This is a genomic window from Streptosporangium sp. OZ121, from assembly GCF_051918885.1.
Lineage (GTDB): Bacteria > Actinomycetota > Actinomycetes > Streptosporangiales > Streptosporangiaceae > Streptosporangium.
The window spans coordinates 36,123-49,487 of sequence record NZ_JBPXMC010000022.1 but is presented as its reverse complement, the minus strand read 5'-3'; the positions used below and the strand labels follow the sequence as shown (position 1 = coordinate 49,487).

The 13,365-nt window shown below is 72.3% G+C and carries 13 protein-coding genes and 1 riboswitch; of the genes, 6 read left to right on the top strand and 7 right to left on the bottom strand.

Annotation, left to right across the window (positions count from 1 at the left end; translation table 11 throughout):
• Positions 1-167: 167 nt before the first annotated feature.
• Complete coding sequence (gene menB / locus ACTOQ1_RS30685) at positions 168-1,019, bottom strand: 1,4-dihydroxy-2-naphthoyl-CoA synthase (protein ID WP_440071536.1); 852 nt, start codon at positions 1,017-1,019, stop codon at positions 168-170.
• 151 nt (positions 1,020-1,170) lie between these two features.
• On the opposite strand from menB, the gene ACTOQ1_RS30680 reads away from it, so the two are divergent.
• From ACTOQ1_RS30680 to ACTOQ1_RS30670, 3 genes are all read left to right on the top strand, one after another.
• Positions 1,171-2,331 carry an AMP-binding protein gene (locus tag ACTOQ1_RS30680; RefSeq protein ID WP_440071442.1) on the top strand — a complete coding sequence of 387 codons (1,161 nt, stop codon included), beginning with the start codon at positions 1,171-1,173 and terminating at the stop codon, positions 2,329-2,331.
• A gap of 50 nt (positions 2,332-2,381) precedes the next feature.
• Positions 2,382-2,756 (top strand): hypothetical protein, encoded by a 375-nt coding sequence (locus tag ACTOQ1_RS30675; protein ID WP_440071441.1) that lies wholly within the window; start codon positions 2,382-2,384, stop codon positions 2,754-2,756.
• A gap of 195 nt (positions 2,757-2,951) precedes the next feature.
• On the top strand, positions 2,952-4,367 hold the full coding sequence (locus ACTOQ1_RS30670; protein WP_440071440.1) for an RNA polymerase sigma factor: 1,416 nt from the start codon (positions 2,952-2,954) through the stop codon (positions 4,365-4,367).
• Between the two features lie 232 nt (positions 4,368-4,599).
• Here the strand turns inward: ACTOQ1_RS30670 and ACTOQ1_RS30665 are convergent, their stop codons facing one another.
• Together ACTOQ1_RS30665 and ACTOQ1_RS30660 are read right to left on the bottom strand one after the other, a co-directional pair.
• Positions 4,600-4,809: an MbtH family protein gene (locus ACTOQ1_RS30665; protein WP_440071439.1), complete on the bottom strand. Its 210-nt coding sequence runs from the start codon at positions 4,807-4,809 to the stop codon at positions 4,600-4,602.
• A gap of 623 nt (positions 4,810-5,432) precedes the next feature.
• Positions 5,433-5,834, bottom strand: coding sequence for a hypothetical protein (locus tag ACTOQ1_RS30660; RefSeq protein ID WP_362695838.1), 402 nt, complete (start codon positions 5,832-5,834; stop codon positions 5,433-5,435).
• A 290-nt stretch (positions 5,835-6,124) separates the two neighbouring features.
• Here ACTOQ1_RS30660 and ACTOQ1_RS30655 point away from each other — a divergent pair, with 290 nt between their 5' ends.
• Together ACTOQ1_RS30655 and ACTOQ1_RS30650 are read left to right on the top strand one after the other, a co-directional pair.
• A complete protein-coding gene (locus ACTOQ1_RS30655; protein ID WP_440071438.1) occupies positions 6,125-6,721 on the top strand; it encodes a TetR/AcrR family transcriptional regulator C-terminal domain-containing protein in 597 nt (198 codons plus the stop codon).
• 425 nt (positions 6,722-7,146) lie between these two features.
• The gene (locus ACTOQ1_RS30650) at positions 7,147-7,338 is read left to right on the top strand and encodes a DUF5999 family protein (protein ID WP_329094021.1); all 192 of its coding nucleotides are present in this window, start codon (positions 7,147-7,149) and stop codon (positions 7,336-7,338) included.
• 6 nt (positions 7,339-7,344) lie between these two features.
• On the opposite strand, the gene ACTOQ1_RS30645 is transcribed toward ACTOQ1_RS30650, so the two are convergent.
• Positions 7,345-7,977, bottom strand: coding sequence for an alpha/beta hydrolase family protein (locus ACTOQ1_RS30645; RefSeq protein ID WP_440071535.1), 633 nt, complete (start codon positions 7,975-7,977; stop codon positions 7,345-7,347).
• Positions 7,978-8,110: 133 nt separating this feature from the next.
• Here ACTOQ1_RS30645 and ACTOQ1_RS30640 point away from each other — a divergent pair, with 133 nt between their 5' ends.
• The gene (locus ACTOQ1_RS30640; protein WP_440071437.1) at positions 8,111-8,461 is read left to right on the top strand and encodes a hypothetical protein; all 351 of its coding nucleotides are present in this window, start codon (positions 8,111-8,113) and stop codon (positions 8,459-8,461) included.
• A gap of 157 nt (positions 8,462-8,618) precedes the next feature.
• Here the strand turns inward: ACTOQ1_RS30640 and ACTOQ1_RS30635 are convergent, their stop codons facing one another.
• The 3 genes from ACTOQ1_RS30635 to ACTOQ1_RS30625 form a co-directional block, all read right to left on the bottom strand.
• Complete coding sequence (locus ACTOQ1_RS30635) at positions 8,619-9,401, bottom strand: hypothetical protein (RefSeq protein ID WP_440071436.1); 783 nt, start codon at positions 9,399-9,401, stop codon at positions 8,619-8,621.
• A gap of 125 nt (positions 9,402-9,526) precedes the next feature.
• Positions 9,527-12,382: an aminomethyl-transferring glycine dehydrogenase gene (gcvP, locus tag ACTOQ1_RS30630; protein ID WP_440071435.1), complete on the bottom strand. Its 2,856-nt coding sequence runs from the start codon at positions 12,380-12,382 to the stop codon at positions 9,527-9,529.
• Between the two features lie 181 nt (positions 12,383-12,563).
• Positions 12,564-12,656: riboswitch (glycine riboswitch) on the bottom strand.
• A gap of 15 nt (positions 12,657-12,671) precedes the next feature.
• On the bottom strand, positions 12,672-13,292 hold the full coding sequence (locus tag ACTOQ1_RS30625; protein ID WP_440071434.1) for a MerR family transcriptional regulator: 621 nt from the start codon (positions 13,290-13,292) through the stop codon (positions 12,672-12,674).
• Positions 13,293-13,365: the final 73 nt, after the last annotated feature.

The following is a 13,365-nucleotide window of genomic DNA, read 5'->3' as shown; positions in this document are numbered from 1 at the left end:
GGTGAGTCCGTCCTGAGGCGCGCGAAAGCGCCCTCGCCTGCGCGGGGCGGCGCGCCCGGGGACCGAGTCCGTTCGGATCCCCGCTGCCCCCGGGAGCGGCGGGGCACCGTGCCCTCGCCTGTGCCCTCGCCGCCCACGGCCGCGCCGGAACCTGTCGCCGGCCGCCCCTAGGGACGGCGCGGGAACCTGCCGAAGTCGGGGGAGCGCTTCTCCTTGAACGCGTTGCGCCCCTCCTGCGCCTCCTCGCTCATGTAGTAGAGCAGGGTGGCGTCACCGGCGAACTGCTGCATCCCCGCGGCGCCGTCGGTGACCGCGTTCAGCGCGCCCTTGAGCATGCGCAGGGCCAGCGGCGACTTGTCCAGCATCTCCCTGGCCCACTTGACCGTCTCGGTCTCGAGCTCGGCGAGCGGCACGACCGCGTTGACCAGACCCCAGTCGAGGGCCTTCTGCGCGTCGTACTGGCGGCAGAGGTACCAGATCTCGCGGGCCCGCTTCAGGCCGACGGTCTCGGCCAGCAGCCAGGAGCCGTAGCCGCCGTCGAAGGAGCCGACCTTGGGGCCGGTCTGGCCGAAGACCGCGTTGTCGGCGGCGATGGACAGGTCGCAGCACACGTGCAGCACGTGGCCGCCGCCGATGGCGTAACCAGCGATCATGGCGATGACCGGCTTGGGACAGCGGCGGATCTGGACCTGCAGGTCGAGCACGTTGAGCCGGCCGACGTGCGGGGTGGACTTGTCGACGTAGCCGTCGTCGCCGCGGATCTTCTGGTCGCCCCCGGAGCAGAAGGCCCTGTCGCCCGCGCCGGTGAAGATGATCACACCGACCTCGGCGTCCTCCTGGGCGACGTTGAAGGCGTCCTTGAGCTCGAAGAGCGTCGTCGGGCGGAACGCGTTGTGCCGCTCCGGACGGTTGATCGTGATCTTGGCGATGCCCTCGCCGGTCTCGTAGACGATGTCCTCGTACTGCCCGGACCTCTTCCAGTCGACGGCGCCTTCGCGCTCGGAGGCCGTCTCCGCCACCACCTGCTCGTCCACGCCCGGCTCGACCCGCTCCGTGCTCACGATGGCTTCACCCTCTCCGCTTTACCGGGACCACCCCGGCTGTTGTCCGGCATTCGGCACTAACCTTACGACTGTGATGACCATTCCTGTGCAAGAGGAGTGGCTTTCCGTGCAACGGGAATTGCACGCCGTGGTGTCGGCGCCGGGCCCGGAGCTGTTCCGGGCCGTCGGCGCGGCACTGGACGGCCACGGTCCCGCCGTACTGCCCCTCTCCCCCGCCCTGCCCGCCCCCGCGCTGCGGGCGACGCTCGACGCGCTGCGCCCGACCCACGTCGACGGGGTCCGCCGCGAGGGCGGCGTCGGCGTGCCCGCCGAGGTCGCGGTGGTCATCGCCACCAGCGGCTCGACCGGCGCCCCCAAGGGCGCGCAGCTGTCCGCCGAGGCCCTGCTCGCCTCCGCCTCGGCCTCGCTGCGGCGCCTGGAGGCCGGGGCGGGCGAGCGCTGGCTGTGCTGCCTGCCCCCCTCCCACGTGTCCGGCCTGCAGGTCCTGGTGAGGTCGCTGCTGGGCGGGACCGAGCCGATCGTGCACGACGGGTTCTCCCCCGAGGCCGTGCTCTCCAGCGGCGCGGACCACGTCTCGCTGGTGCCGACCCAGCTGCGCCGGCTGCTCCAGGTGAGTTCGGCGCGTCTCCAGCGCCTGTCGGCGTTCAGGACGATCCTGCTCGGCGGCGCCGCCGCTCCCCCCGGCCTGCTCGCCGAGGCCCGCGCGGCCGGGGCCAGGGTGATCACCACGTACGGCATGAGCGAGACCTGCGGCGGGTGCGTCTACGACGGCGCGCCCCTCGACGGGGTGGGGGTCGACGTCGGCGACGACGGCCGGATCCGCCTGGGCGGGCCCGTGCTGTTCTCCGGCTACCGGCTGCGCCCCGACCTCACCGAGGCCGCCCGCGACGGCGAGTGGTTCCTCACCTCGGACCTGGGCGTCCTGGAGGGCGGGCGGCTGCGCGTGCTGGGGCGGGCCGACGACGTCATCAACACCGGGGGCGAGAAGGTCGTCGCCGCGGCGGTGGCCGCCGTGGTGGCCGAGCATCCCGCGATCGTCGACGCCGTGGTGGTCGGCCGTCCCGACCCCGAGTGGGGCGAGCGGGTGGTGGCCGTCGTCGTCTCGCCCTCCCCGCCGTCCCTGGCCGAGGTGCGCGCCTTCGCCAAGGAGCGGCTACCCGCCTACGCGGCCCCCGCCGACCTGATCGTTGTGACCGAAATACCACTTTTGGCCAATGGCAAGCCGGATCTCGAAACTCTCCGTTATGGTCGTGATCGGGAACCGTGAAGGTGCCGTGACACGTCCAACAGGTAGCCGAAGCAGGAAGGACAAGCCCGATGAACGTCACCCGCAAGACATGGGTCTCGGCTGGAATCGTGAGCCTGGTCCTCGCCGGCGGCATTTCCGTGACGGCGGCCGCCGCGTCGGGCGGGATCGGGAAGACGGAGAAACCGTCGGCCGAGCCGGTGCCGGTCGCCCCCAGCGAGCCGGGAACGCCCTCCCCGGAGCCGTCCCCGACCACGCCCGTCCCTCCCGCTGAGGACTTCGTGGTGTCCAGGGAGGTCAACCCCGACCCCCGGAAGGTCGTCGAGTACTGGAGCGAGAACCGCCTCGAGGAGGCGGAGCCCTTCCCGATGCCCATGGTCGACGGCCCCGTGCTCGAAGGCTCCGCGGACCCGGCGCAAGAGGGCCCCGTGGAAGTGATCGAATAGGCCCTCTCGGGCGCCCACGTGCGGGTGGATCGCCGGGAAGGCGGTCCGCCCCTCATATTTTCCGGGCCCGGTCGGGAACAGAAAGTTCTTGCCTGGGGTTATTGGTACTGGTGCGCCGAGCGGCCCCCAGACCGCCCCACCCCAAGACCAGCAGACCGTAAATTCAGACGACTCCGTGATGGAGGAGGTGTCCTCATGCCCCCAACCGCCGTGGCGACCTCATCTGAGGCCCCGACGACCCTCGACCAGCTCCTTGACCGAGGGCGAGTCCAGGGCCACCTTTCACTCGCGGAGCTGCGCCACGCCTTCGCCGAGGCGGGCATCAGCCCGACCGAGGGCAGGTCGATCCTGCGCGAGCTCACCGAGGCGGGCGTCAGCCTGGCGGCCGAGAACGAGCCCGCGCTGTCCGCGTCCGGCGCCAAGAGCACCCGCAAGACCCCCGTCCGCAAGGCCAAGGCCGCGCCCGCGAGGAAGGGGGCGGCGAAGACCGAGACCACGGCCGGCGCCCCGGACGCCGCCACGACCGGTGCGGAGCCCGCGGGCGACCTCAAGACCGCCAAGCCCACCAGGAAGACCGGGGCCGCGAAGAACACCGCGAAGGACGCCAAGGACGCCGCGGCGGAGCTCGACGACGAGTGGAACCCGCCGGAGGAGGCCGAGGTGGAGGTCGAGCCGACCCTCGACCTCGACGACCAGTCCTCCGTCATGGGCGACTCGGTGCACACCTACCTGAAGTCGATCGGCCGTCGCACCCTGCTCACCGCCGCGCAGGAGGTCGAGCTGGCCAAGCGCATCGAGGCCGGGCTGTACGCCGAGTCCAAGCTGGAGGCCGACCCGGGCCTGTCCGCGGCCGCGCGCGACGACCTGGAGTGGATCGCCGAGGACGGCCGCCGGGCCAAGGACCACATGCTGGAGGCCAACCTCCGCCTGGTCGTCTCCGTGGCGAAGAAGTACACCGACCGGGGCATGGCCCTGCTCGACGTGGTCCAGGAGGGAAACCTGGGCCTGATCCGCGCGGTGGAGAAGTTCGACTACACCAAGGGCTACAAGTTCTCCACCTACGCCATGTGGTGGATCCGCCAGGCCATCCAGCGCGGCTTCGCCGACTCGGCCCGCACCATCAGGCTTCCGGTGCACGTGCTGGAGATGCTCTCCAAGCTGTCGCGCGTCGAGCGTGACATGCACCAGCGTCTGGGCCGCGAGCCCACGCCGGAGGAGCTGGGCGTCGAGCTCGACAAGACCCCCGACCAGATCGAGGAGCTGCTGCGCACCAGCCGCCAGCCGATCAGCCTCAACGCCACCATCGGCGAGGACGGCGAGACCACCATCGGCGACCTCATCGAGGACGTCGACTCGCCCGAGGCGTCGGAGGTCGTCGACCGCCAGCTGCTGGGCGAGCAGCTGCGCGGCGTGCTCGGCAACCTCTCCCCCAGGGAGGCCAAGATCATGGCCCTGCGCTTCGGCCTCGTCGACGGCAAGCCGCACACCCTCGACGAGATCGGCAAGTATCTCGGCCTGACGCGCGAGCGCATCCGCCAGCTGGAGAAGGAGTCGCTCTCCAAGCTCCGCCACCCCAGCAACACCCGCCCGCTGCTCGACTGGGCCAGCTGACCGGCCGTCCGGCCGGCACGGTTTCACCTGCCACCTGAGCCGTCCGGCCGTTCCGAAGGGCGCCACCGCGAGACCTCCCGGTCCGCGGTGGCGCCCTTCGGCGTGTTCCGGCCCCCGCGGGGAGTGCCCCCCGGAGGGACCGGTGGGAGCGCGAGGCGCCCCTCCCCGAGGGGCGCGGTACGGGAACCGGGGCGACGGTCCCCGTACCGGCCCTCGAAGATCTCGAAGGAGGTCAGCCGCCCATCTCGGCGACGAGGCTTCTGGGGCGCATGTCGGTCCAGGAGCCTTCGACGTAGGCCAGGCAGCCGGCGCGGGAGTCCTCACCGTGGACGATCTCCCACCCCGGGGGGACGTCGGCGAACGCGGGCCACAGCGAGTGCTGCCCCTCGGCGTTCACCAGCACCAGGAAGGACGCGTTCTCGTCGTCGAAGGGGTTGGTCATCGGATACCTCCAGCATGGGTGTGCCGGGTGGCGAACCCGGCCGTGTGGACTCGCCCGGCACCGGGATTCCCGGCCTGCCCGCCTGCCCGCCCGCGCGGGCGGGCAGGCGGGCGGCGCGGGAGTCTCCCGCCGGCGCACCCAGGGATCGGCGGCCCTCGTCCCCCGCCGGATGCGAGAAGCCGTCCGGGCGCGAGAAGCCGTCCGGGTGCGAGAAGCCGTCCGGGTGCGAGAAGCCGTCCGGGTGCGAGAAGCCGTCCGGGTGCGAGAAAAAGGCAGACGAAAATGACATAACTGCGTGCACCTCAGCGAAGTGCCTGGTCACGGCGTTGAGGGAGTGGCCGGAGAGGCCACCGAGGCGGAGCATCTTATTAGGGAAGCCTAACCTAAAATCTGCCACATTGGGAGGCCGGGCCGCGACGACCGGCCATCAGGGCCGAATCACCGCCTCCCCTCAGCCCGTTCCGGAACGGCGAAACCGCCCGTCACGGGAACGCGTGACGAGCGGCGAGAGGCCGTTCGAACCGGGTCCCCGGGTGGAGACCGGTGAGCGGATCAGACCCGCGCCCGGGCACCCGCGGCCGAAAGCCCCGGTGAGGACCGGGGACGAGGTCCGGGAACGGAGATCAGCGGGCCGAGGCGGCGACCGGGCGCGGGACCCTGGGAATGCCGGTCAGCCGGTTCTGCTCGCGAAGGGTGCGCAGGCGGTTGACCTCGGCGGTCCACTCGGCGCCCTTCGGGGTGGCCCTGCCCTTGCGGCGGCGGATCCTGTCGTCGTACGACCTGATCCCGAACGTCGCGCGCTGATTGGCCTCGGCCGCGCGCAGGGCCTCGGTGAGCGCCCTGTCGAAGGCCAGCCCGGCGGCCCGCAGCTCCTGCACGGGGGCCGCGGCGGCCTGCGCCCGGCGCACCTCGGCCTCGGCCTCGCGCGCCTTCTCCAGAAGCTCGGGGAAGCTCTTCCCGACCTCCTGGTCAGCGTGGTGACGAACCTCCGCCTCCCGGCTCACGCGCGGTCGGAAAAACGCCATCTTCTTCCCTCTCTCGCCGGTCGCCGGTCTCCTCCGGCAGATCACCGCTCGTAGCCTACGCGGTCCGCCCCCGCCCCACACACTCAGGGACCGGGCCTCCCGCGAAGCGGTTCGCGCCGCCGGCCACCTCACCGTGCGGCACCGCGGGCCACCTCACTGTACGGCGCCGCCGTACGTCTCACCGTGCGGCGCCGTCGGCCGCCTCGCCGCAGGGCGGGGCCGGGGAACCTTCGCCCTGACCGGCGCGCCGTCCTTTACGCAGTAAGGTGAGGGGTGACAGGATGCCTCCCATGCCTGCCAAGCGACCTCCCGTCCCGCTCTCCAGGGAGCGCATCATCGACGCCGCCCTCCACATCGCCGACGGCCAGGGCCTCCGGCGCCTGACGATGCGGCGGCTGGGCGACGCGCTCCAGGTGGAGGCGATGGCCATCTACCACCACCTGCCGCGCGGCAAGGACGCCCTGATGGACGCGCTGGCCGAGCACGTCACCACCGTCCACGCCGAGCCCGGCGGGAGCTGGCAGGACAGCGCGAGGGCCTGGTGCCGGGCGAGCCGGGCCGCGCTGAGGGAGCATCCCGGGGTGCTGGCCCTGGCCCTGACCAAGCCGCCGAGAGGCAGGGCGGCGATCGCCATCAGGGAGCAGATCGACCAGCTGGCCGACGCGGGACTGGCCGACGCCGCGGGCGCGGTACGGGCCCTTCGGGCCTATGTCTTCGGCGCGGTGGCGGTGGAGGTGCAGCAGTCGGGCTGGGCAGAGCCCCCGGGCGACCCGGGCGACGAGGACGAGCCCTGGCGTCCCCCGTCCAGGGGAGGCGGCAGCCCGGGGGCGGACGCCGACTTCGAGCACGGGCTGGACGCGCTCCTGGCCGGCCTGGGCGCGCGGTGAGCGCATCGGACCCGGTAAGGGACGGTCAGGGGTGTGAAAACCCGCGTCGGCGCACGTCAGCAACTTGTAACCGATCGTTTACCCGCCTGGCGGCGTGTCGCACTTGGTCGAATGTCCTTATATGAGGCATGCTGTGTTATAGGTCACATCCCCTGATAAAGCCCTGACGGACTGACCCCTTACCAGTTCTCAAACAGTCCTAACGGGCTATGTCGCCAAGGTGCGATCGATCGCACACTTGATCTGCTTGATGTGCGGCTCCCGTTCTGTTAGGGACCGCACGGCCATATATCAACATTCAGATGCTCGTCCCCGTCATACGTGGGAACGGAGACCCATCGGTGACGGTGCCGCCGGATGTCCGATGCCCACCCGTGCCCGGTGTGACCCGGGCGAGCCGACACGAGAGATCCGGAGGCACGCCGATGTGCCCGCACGAGCCGTCCTGTCCGTCCGCCGACGCGCTGGACCGCGAAGCCGCCCGCACCATGGCGGCCCACCCCGAGCAGGGCTGGAGCCTGCTCTGCAACGGTGTGGTGCTGTTCGACGACACCGGCGAGCTCCTCCCGGACGGTGCCGTCATCGAGCCGCACCGGCCGCTGGCCGGCGTGGTCTGAGGCCCGTCACACCCGACCGGTCACGCTGAGCGGGTCCACCGAGCCCGGCCGCATCCTCGTGTCGAGCCACTCGGCGACCACCTCGCCCACCCCGGCGGGATTCCTCCCGAGGTCGTGACCCTCTCCCGGCAGCACCACCAGGCGCGCGACGTCCGCCGCCTCGGGCACGCCGAACGGGTCACGGTCTCCGTTCACCACCAGCACGTCCACACCCGCCGCGCGCAGCTCCCCGGCACGTGACCGCTCCGGCTTCCCCGGCGGGTGCAGCGGGAACGCCAGCGCGACGACCGCGCGGGCCCCGACCCTCCCGGCCGTACGGCACGCGACCCTGGCCCCGTTGCTCCGCCCGCCCTGCGCCAGCGGCAGCCCCGGATAGCGCCCGCGCAGCCCGGCCACCAGCGTCTCCCACGCCTCGTCCTGCTTGACCGCCGACCCCGGCGCGCGGGCTCCGCGCATCCGGAACGGCTGGAGCACCCGCGCGACCGTCCCGCCGATCGCCGTCGCGGCGTCCCGCACGGCCAGCAGGTCGGGGGCGTCCACTCCCCCGGCCGAGCCGTGGGTGAGCACCAGCAGGAAACGCGGGGCGGCCACCTCGTCGATCTCCACCAGCGCCGGGCCGTGCGGGGTCGCGATCTCCACGGGCGGGACCGCGCGCGCCGGGAACCCGGATCCCGGCGCGGACGCGCCGTCGGGAGGGGTGGACTCGGAGGTGGACACGGATCTCCTCCTATTGACTGATGCCTGGCGGCCGGTGTGAAGGAACAATCGAAGCGTGCAGGACTATCAAGATATCCGCCAGGACATGCGTGCCACCGTCGAGGCCCGGCGCGACCTCGGCCCCGAGTACGAGGCCGCCCTCATCGAGTCGTTCGTGTCACGCCTGGACGCGACCATCGCCCACCGGGTGCGCGCCGAGATGCACGCCTCCGGGGCGCCGAAGGCCAAGTCGCGCAAGAACTCGAACAGCTCGATCCCGATCGCCCTCGGTTCGATGGGCATCGGGATCCCGCTGACCGCCATCGCGGCGCAGACCTCCGGCACCGCCGGGCTGCTGCTGGCCTGGGGTGGAATCGTGGCGATCAACTTCGCCCACGCCCTGAGCCGCTGGCGGGAGCGCGACTGACACCCGCCAGAAGTCCCGCCCGGCCCCGCCTCGGGCGGCCCGGAATCCGCGAGGCCAGGCCGCCGGGAAGGCCGGTGCCCGTGCGAGGTCTCCCACGGGCACGACGAGCATCGCGCCTTCACCCGGGAGGCCGGGAGGCGCGCCGCGCGCCCCGGGTTCAGAGGTCCCGGTCGAGGCGGAGGCGGACCTCGCCGGCGAGATCCTCGTCGGCGCTGTCCAGGCCGTAGCGCCACACGCGCTCGGCGTCCTCGTCGCGGCCCCTGAGCGGGAGCGTGCGGGCCAGGAGCTCGATGGCCAGCGCGCCGGTCTCGACGTCGCCGCCCTCCTCGATCGCGGCGGAGAACTCCGCGCACGCCAGCTCCAGGTGAGCGATGCCGAGCATCACCCGCAGCCTCGGCACCTCGGCCGCGTCTGGCACCGCGAGCGCCTCCAGGAGCACCTGGGCGGCCTCCCCCGGCTCGCCCTCCTCCAGGAGTGCCTCCGCCAGCCGCTGGGCGGCACGAGGAGCGATCTCCGGGTCGGCGGTGGCCAGCGCGTCACGCAGCGACCGCTCGGCCTCCTCCGCGCCTGTGGCGAGCCTGGCGAGGGCCATGTGCGCCAGCGGGACGTAGGCGGGATGGCCGACGCCCAGCGCGGCCTGCCAGGCGGCGCGGGCCTGGTCGGCCAGGTCCTCCCGCTCGAAGCTCCCCGCGAGCAGGCAGGCGGCCTGGGCGGCGAACTCCGGGTGCCCGGTCGCCAGCGCGGTGCGCGCGGCCGCGCGGGAACCCGCCACGTCCCCGCTCTCCTCCAGCACCACCGCGAGACCCACCGCCGCCTGGGCCCGGTCGGGCTCGTGGGGATCGGCGACCAGCTCGGCGAAGATCGCGGCGGCGCCGTCGAGGTCGCCCGCCTCGGCCAGTCTTCGCGCGGTGTCCAAGGGACGGGTGTCCACCTCAGGCATGCAGGATCCTTCCGGATACGGAGACGCCCCGAGCCTAACGACTCGGGGCGCCCCCCGTCCTGTCGCATTCCCCGCGAATATCGAGGGTCGCGCGGGCCTCCGATCCCGGCGGGGCCCCGCGGCGATCAGTCCTCGTACGCCTCCAGGGGAGGGCAGGAGCAGACCAGGTTGCGGTCGCCGTAGGCCTGGTCGATGCGGCGGACCGGCGACCAGTACTTGCCCTCGCGCACCGACGGCAGCGGGTAGGCCGCCTCGGTGCGGCTGTAGGGGTGGCCCCACTCGTCGGCGACGAGGCTGTCGGCCGTGTGCGGGGCGTTGCGCAGCGGGTTGTCGGTCTTGTCGTACGCCCCGGAGGCGACCTTCGCGATCTCCTCGCGAATCGCGATCATCGCCTCGCAGAACCGGTCGAGCTCGGCCAGGTCCTCGCTCTCGGTCGGCTCGATCATCAGCGTGCCGGCCACCGGGAAGGACATGGTCGGGGCGTGGAAGCCGTAGTCGATGAGGCGCTTGGCCACGTCGTCGACCGTCACCCCGGTCTCCTTGGTGATCTGGCGCAGGTCCACGATGCACTCGTGGGCGACCAGGCCGCCGCGGCCGGTGTAGAGGACCGGGTAGTGGGGGCTGAGCCTGCGGGCCAGGTAGTTGGCCGACAGGATGGCCTGCTCGGTGGCCGCCTTCAGCCCGTCGGCGCCCATCATCCGGATGTAGGCCCAGGAGATGGGCAGGATGCCCGCGGAGCCGTACGGGGCCGCCGAGACCGGGCCGACCGCGGTTCCCTCGCGCAGCGGGTGGCCGGGCAGGTAGTCGGCCAGGTGGGCGCGGACCGCGACCGGGCCGACGCCGGGACCGCCGCCGCCGTGCGGGATGCAGAAGGTCTTGTGCAGGTTCAGGTGGGAGACGTCCGCCCCGAACTCCCCCGGCCTGGCCAGGCCGACCAGCGCGTTGAGGTTGGCGCCGTCGACGTAGACCTGCCCGCCCGCCTCGTGCACCAGCTCGCAGATCCGCACGATCGTCTCCTCGTACACGCCGTGCGTGGACGGGTAGGTCACCATGATCGCGGCGAGCTGCTCGCGGTGCTTGTCGATCTTCGCGACGAGGTCGTCGACGTCCACGTTGCCCTGGTCGTCACAGGCGACCACGGCCACGCGCATGCCCGCCATCACCGCGCTCGCGGCGTTGGTGCCGTGCGCGGAGGAGGGGATCAGGCAGACGTCGCGGCCCGACTCGCCGCGGGCGGTGTGGTAGGCGCGGATCGCCAGGAGCCCGGCGAACTCGCCCTGGGAGCCGGCGTTCGGCTGGAGCGACACGGCGTCGTAGCCGGTGACCTCGGCCAGCCAGCGTTCCAGCTGCCCGATCAGCTCGACGTAACCCGCGGCCTGGTCCTCGGGCGCGTAGGGGTGCAGCCCGGCGAACTCCGGCCAGGTGATCGGCTCCATCTCGGTGGTCGCGTTGAGCTTCATGGTGCAGGAGCCCAGCGGGATCATCGACCGGTCGAGCGCGATGTCCTTGTCCTGGAGCCTGCGCAGGTAGCGCAGCATGGCCGTCTCGGAGCGGTGGCTGTGGAAGACCGGGTGGGTCAGGTAGTCGCTGACCCGGGCCAGCGCGGCGGGCAGCGCGTCGTGCGCGGCGGCGTCGAGGTCGGCGAGCACGGCGCCGCTGATCCCGAAGGCGGCCAGGACCTGCTCCAGGTGGAGGAGCTCGGTCCTCTCGTCGCAGGTGACGCCCACGTGGTCGGCGTCGACCAGGCGCAGGTTGACCCCGTTGTCGCGGGCCGCGGCGACGACCGCCTCGGCGCGGCCGGGCACCCTGGCGAGCACGGTGTCGAAGAAGGTGTCGTGCACGACCTCGACGCCGCCCTGGCGCAGGCCCTCGGCGAGCACGACGGCGTGCCGGTGGGTGCGACGGCCGATCCTGCGCAGGCCCTCGGGGCCGTGGTAGACGGCGTACATGCCGGCGATCACGGCGAGCAGCACCTGCGCGGTGCAGATGTTGCTGGTGGCCTTCTCGCGGCGGATGTGCTGCTCGCGGGTCTGAAGCGCGAGCCGGTACGCGGGGCGCCGGTCGGCGTCCTGGGAGACGCCCACCAGGCGGCCGGGCAGCTGGCGCTGGAGGCCGTCACGGACCGCCATGTAGGCGGCGTGCGGGCCGCCGAAGCCGAGGGGGACGCCGAAGCGCTGCGAGGAGCCGACCGCGATGTCGGCGCCGAGCTCGCCGGGCGCGGCCAGCAGGGTGAGGGCCAGCAGGTCGGCGGCGGCGACCACCTGGGCGCCGCGCGCGTGGGCGGCGTCGGCGATGGCGCGGAAGTCGCGGATCCTGCCGCTGGCGCCGGGATACTGCACGAGCACCCCGAAGCACTCGGGGAGTTCGGCGGTGAAGTCGCTCTCGACCAGCTCGATGCCGAGCGGCTCGGCGCGGGTGCGCAGCACCGCCTTGGTCTGCGGCAGCGCGTCGGCGTCCACCACGAACACCTTCGAGGGGCTGCGGCCCGCGCGGCGGGCCAGGGTCATCGCCTCGGCGGCGGCGGTGGCCTCGTCCAGCAGGGAGGCCCCGGCGACGTCGAGGGCGGTCAGGTCGGAGACGACGGTCTGGAAGTTGATCAGGGCTTCCAGGCGGCCCTGGGAGATCTCCGGCTGGTAGGGCGTGTACGCGGTGTACCAGCCCGGGTTCTCCAGGAGGTTGCGGCGGATGACGCCCGGGGTGATCGTGTCGTGGTACCCCAGGCCGATCATCGAGGTGAGCACGGTGTTGCGCCCGGCGAGGACCCGCAGCTCGGCGAGAGCCTCGGACTCCCCGGCCGCCGGGGGCAGGCTCAGCCGCTCCGAGGAACGGATCGCCTCGGGCACGGCCACCGCGACCAGGTCGGCGACGGAGGCGAATCCGACCGCCTCCAGCATGCGGGTCTGGCCGGCGTCGTCCGGCCCTATGTGACGGGTCGCGAAAGCGGGAGAGCCGAGTTCGCTGAGCGAGGACAGGTCGGTCATTGGTGAAGCCTCCCGGGACGGGGTGGAGACCGGCGCTGGGCGCGGGCGTATGCCTGGTCTCCCCCTCTGTCATCACGACCGTCGTGCGGGGTCGTGACCTGAGAGCTTCACCTGCCCTTGTCGGGAGGCTTGCACCGTCGGTGAGTCGCGCCTGGCGAGCGCGCCTGCTTTCCAGAGTTGCCTCGTCCGTGCGGTACCGGGTGCCTGAGAGATTCCGGGGAGGTTGCTCCTTCGGCGCCCCGATCGTGGTCGGGGTCTCTCCCGCACAGGGTCAGTGGCAGGTCCGAGTTTACCCGGTTCGTCGTGCTCTGCGACGACGGGCCAGCTCATCGGCCTGATGATCTCCTAAAGGGCCCCCGCTCGACTCCGCGCGTTCGCCGGGCAGATCCGCGAGGGAGCCCTCCACCTCCTGCCACACCCGTCCCAGTGCTATGCCGAAGACTCCCTGACCGCCCTGGAGGAGGTCGATGACCTCGTCGGGCGAGGTGCACTCGTAGACGCTCACCCCGTCGCTCATCAGGGTGATCCCGGCCAGGTCGTTGACGCCCCTGTCGCGCAGGTGCTGCACGGCGATGCGGATCTGCTGGAGGGAGACACCGGTGTCGAGGAGCCGCTTGACGACCTTGAGGACCAGGATGTCGCGAAAGCCGTACAGCCGCTGGGAGCCGGAGCCGTGGGCGGCTCGCACGGTGGGCTCGACCAGGCCGGTGCGCGCCCAGTAGTCGAGTTGCCGGTAGGTGATGCCGGCCGCGGAACAGGCCGTGGGGCCCCGGTAGCCGATGTCGGCGGGCACCTTCACCGGTTGCCCGTCGAACAGCAGACCCTCTTCACCCGCGCGCTGACGTGCCGACTGGCGCCGTTCCGGGTCATCCTGATCGGCGTTTCTACCCTCGCCGCTGCTGACCGCCACGCGGACCTCCGGCTTTCTCTCATCCCACGGCCTGATCTGGGGGTTTACGCACGACCGCGGGTTTCACTTGCAC

Excerpts from the sequence above, each read along its gene's own strand:
- ACTOQ1_RS30675 (WP_440071441.1), top strand. The coding sequence starts at position 2,382 with ATGAACGTCACCCGCAAGACATGGGTCTCGGCTGGAATCGTGAGCCTG.
- ACTOQ1_RS30670 (WP_440071440.1), top strand. The coding sequence starts at position 2,952 with ATGCCCCCAACCGCCGTGGCGACCTCATCTGAGGCCCCGACGACCCTC.
- ACTOQ1_RS30665 (WP_440071439.1), bottom strand. The coding sequence starts at position 4,809 with ATGACCAACCCCTTCGACGACGAGAACGCGTCCTTCCTGGTGCTGGTG.
- ACTOQ1_RS30660 (WP_362695838.1), bottom strand. The coding sequence starts at position 5,834 with ATGGCGTTTTTCCGACCGCGCGTGAGCCGGGAGGCGGAGGTTCGTCAC.
- ACTOQ1_RS30655 (WP_440071438.1), top strand. The coding sequence starts at position 6,125 with ATGCCTGCCAAGCGACCTCCCGTCCCGCTCTCCAGGGAGCGCATCATC.
- ACTOQ1_RS30650 (WP_329094021.1), top strand. The coding sequence starts at position 7,147 with ATGTGCCCGCACGAGCCGTCCTGTCCGTCCGCCGACGCGCTGGACCGC.
- ACTOQ1_RS30635 (WP_440071436.1), bottom strand. The coding sequence starts at position 9,401 with ATGCCTGAGGTGGACACCCGTCCCTTGGACACCGCGCGAAGACTGGCC.
- gcvP (WP_440071435.1), bottom strand. The coding sequence starts at position 12,382 with ATGACCGACCTGTCCTCGCTCAGCGAACTCGGCTCTCCCGCTTTCGCG.